A 2,964-nucleotide genomic window follows, 5' to 3' on the forward strand; every position below is an offset into this window, starting at 1 on the left:
CACCGGGCACCCGCCCGGTGCCGGCGCGCGGCCCCGTAGGGTCGCTCCCATGCCCCGTGGCCGTTACTCCCTGCACGACCCGCACGACCGCGCCCCGCTCGGCGAGGAGCACTTCCGCTGCGCTCCGGGCAGCTCCGGATGGCGGTACGTGTCCGAGGTCACCGACCCGTCCGGCCGGACCGTACAGACCTGGGACCTGGCGATCGACGATCTGGGACGGCCGCTGCGGCTGGAGGCGCGGGCCGGCGGGTGGCAGGTCCGGGGCGCGGCCATGGACGGTGTCACCTGGGTGCGCACCGATCCGGCGGGCGAGCAGGCGCAGCCCGGCAACGCCGCCGCCCACGCGTTCACCGGCCCCTCCCCGGCGTTCCTGGTCGCCACCGCCCGGCTGCTGGCCCTGTGCCGCGAAAAGCCCGGCGCCCGGGTCCGGCTGGTCGCCCTGACCGCTCCCGTGCTGGCGCCCCGCACGCTGGACCAGGCATGGACGCTGCTCGGCACCGAGACGCACGACACCGACAGCGGACCGCTGCACGTGGACACCTACCGGGTCGACGACCAGGAGACCGGTGAGCGGCAGACCGTCCATCTGGCGGGAGACGTGGTGCTGGCCGCACCGGGGATCGAGCTGGAGGAGCTGGAGTCGCCGCCGTCCGTTCTCAGGACGGCGGAGTGAACCCTCCGCCGGACTGCGGAGAGCGGCCGCCCGCACCGGGCGGCTCCGCCGGAGGAGCGGGGGGGACGGCCGAGGTTTGAGCAGGCGGGGCGCCGTGCGGCGGCGGCGTCGCACGGTCCGGCACCGCCGGAGCACCACCGGGAACGGGAGGCGGAGGCCCCGGGCGCACGGCAGGTGCGGGACCGGACTGTGCGGGGGGCGGACCGTACGGCGCGGCCGGAGCGGTCATGGGCCCGGCAGGGCCGCCCCGGTGCGGAGGGCCGAACGTCCGCTCCGCGGCGCGGCGCTGCCGCTCCGCGGCCACGGCCGTCAGGTAGGCGGCCGGGTGCATGTCGGGGGGCACGGGAGTGCCGGTGCGCTCGGAGACATCGGCGGCCAGCTTCACCGCCATCGACCAGCCGACCTGGGGGTCGAGCTGCCGCATCCGGCTCAGATACTGGCGGACGGCCAGCCACAGTCCGTCCGGCACCCGGGAGAGATCCAGTTGCGCGAAGTGCGCCGCCAGCCAGGGCGGTGGCGGCGGCAGCGGGGCCGTCCGGGTGACGGGGATGCGCTCCCGCACCACCAGGGTCCCGGCGAAGACATCGCCCAGCCGGCGTCCCCGCTCGGATATGAGGGAGGAGACACAGGCGACGAAACCGACGGTCACCAGGATCTCCACGAAGCCGATCAGCCCGCGGACCAGTGCGTGCCGGAACCGGATCGGCCCCCCGTCCTCGCGCACCACGCGCAGGCCGGTCGCCAGCTTGCCCAGCGAACGGCCCTGGCTGAGCGTCTCCACGGCGACGGGCGCCCCGATCACGATCAGCAGCACGAGAGCCACCTGGACCGCCGCGGCGGTGGCGGTTCCCAGCGGCAGCACCGTGCTCACCAGGAGGAGGGAGAGCACCAGATAGCCGCCGACGTACACCAGCAGATCCAGGGCGATGCCGACGGCCCGGCTCGGCAGTTTGGCGGGCTGCAGCCCGAGCACCACCGCGTCTCCCGTGACCAGATGACTCATCCGGTTCTTCTCCTTCTGCGGTGGGTCGCCGTCGCCGAATCTGCTGCCCGCACGGTCCAGTCTGCCGTGCGAAGGAATCCGGTACAGCCCCGCCCCGGGACTGCCGCATCTGAGAAGGTCTTCTTATGGATCTCGACGTGTTCGTCGCCGCGCACCGGGCCGAATGGGAGCGGCTCGACCAGCTGCTGCGCCGCCGAAGGCACCTCACGGGTGCCGAGACGGACGAGCTGGTCACGCTCTACCAGCGGACCGCCACGCATCTGTCACAGGTGCAGGCCTCGGCTCCGGACCCGGCACTGACCAGTAGGCTGACCACCCTGGTGGCCAGGGCGCGCAGTGCGGTGGTCGGAGCCCGCAAGTCGACCTGGCGCGATGCCGCGCACTTCTTCACCGCGGGGTTCCCGGCGGCCTGTTACCGCACCCGCTACTGGTGGGTGCCGACCGGCATCGTCTTCACGCTGCTGGTGGCGGTGATCGGCTGGTGGATCGCCGGGAACCCGGAGGTGCAGGGGGCCATCGCGGCCCCGGAGGAGGTCCGGGAGATGACCAGGGAGGGAGGCGCCTACGAGACGTACTACACCGAGAGTCCCGCGGCCGCCTTCTCCGCCCAGGTGTGGACGAACAACGCGCAGGTCGCCGCGATCTCGCTGGCCTTCGGCGCGCTCCTGGGCATCCCGGTGGTGTGGGTTCTGCTGATGAACGCGGTCAACGTCGGGGTCGGCGTCGGTCTGATGGCGGCGGCCGGACGGCTCGACGTCTTCATGGGCCTGATCCTGCCGCACGGCCTGTTGGAGCTCACGGCGGTCTTCGTCGCGGCCGGGGTGGGCCTGCGGCTGGGCTGGACCGTGATCGACCCGGGCCGGCGGACCCGGCGGGCGGCGCTGGCACAGGAGGGGCGGGCGGCGATCGGCATGGCCATCGGCCTGGCCGCGGTGCTGTTCGTCTCCGGTCTGATCGAGGGCTTCGTGACGCCGTCCGGCCTGCCCACCTGGGGCCGCATCACGATCGGAATCGTGGCCGAGGCCGCGTTCCTGGTGTACGTGTTCGTGGTGGGACGCCGTGCGTACCTGGCCGGTGAGACCGGTGACATCGTGGAGGCCGACCGCGCGGCGGAGGCCCCGGTGGCCGCGTGAGACATCCGGTCCCGGGCCGGGGAGGAAGCCTGCCCGGCTTCCTGGTCTCCGGGGGTTGACACGGACGCCCGGGGTGCGTAATGTCTTCCAAGCTGCCCGGCAACGGGGAGCGCTCTGCCGCCTTTGTGCGGCACCCACTATGGATGACCGAAACC

At 73.3% G+C, this 2,964-nt stretch carries 3 protein-coding genes; 2 read left to right on the forward strand and 1 reads right to left on the reverse strand.

What is annotated here, in order from left to right:
* Positions 1–49 precede the first annotated feature (49 nt).
* Positions 50–673, forward strand: coding sequence for a hypothetical protein (locus tag ABD299_RS24940; RefSeq protein WP_344267072.1), 624 nt, complete (start codon positions 50–52; stop codon positions 671–673).
* Here ABD299_RS24940 and ABD299_RS24945 read toward each other — a convergent pair.
* The gene (locus ABD299_RS24945; protein WP_344267075.1) at positions 657–1,676 is read right to left on the reverse strand and encodes an RDD family protein; all 1,020 of its coding nucleotides are present in this window, start codon (positions 1,674–1,676) and stop codon (positions 657–659) included. The genes ABD299_RS24940 and ABD299_RS24945 overlap by 17 nt on opposite strands.
* Positions 1,677–1,801: 125 nt before the next feature.
* On the opposite strand from ABD299_RS24945, the gene ABD299_RS24950 reads away from it, so the two are divergent.
* Positions 1,802–2,809 carry a stage II sporulation protein M gene (locus ABD299_RS24950; protein WP_344267078.1) on the forward strand — a complete coding sequence of 336 codons (1,008 nt, stop codon included), beginning with the start codon at positions 1,802–1,804 and terminating at the stop codon, positions 2,807–2,809.
* The last annotated feature ends 155 nt before the right edge of the window (positions 2,810–2,964 follow it).

The sequence above is a fragment of the Streptomyces sodiiphilus genome, from assembly GCF_039529215.1.
Classification (GTDB): Bacteria; Actinomycetota; Actinomycetes; order Streptomycetales; family Streptomycetaceae; genus Streptomyces; species Streptomyces sodiiphilus.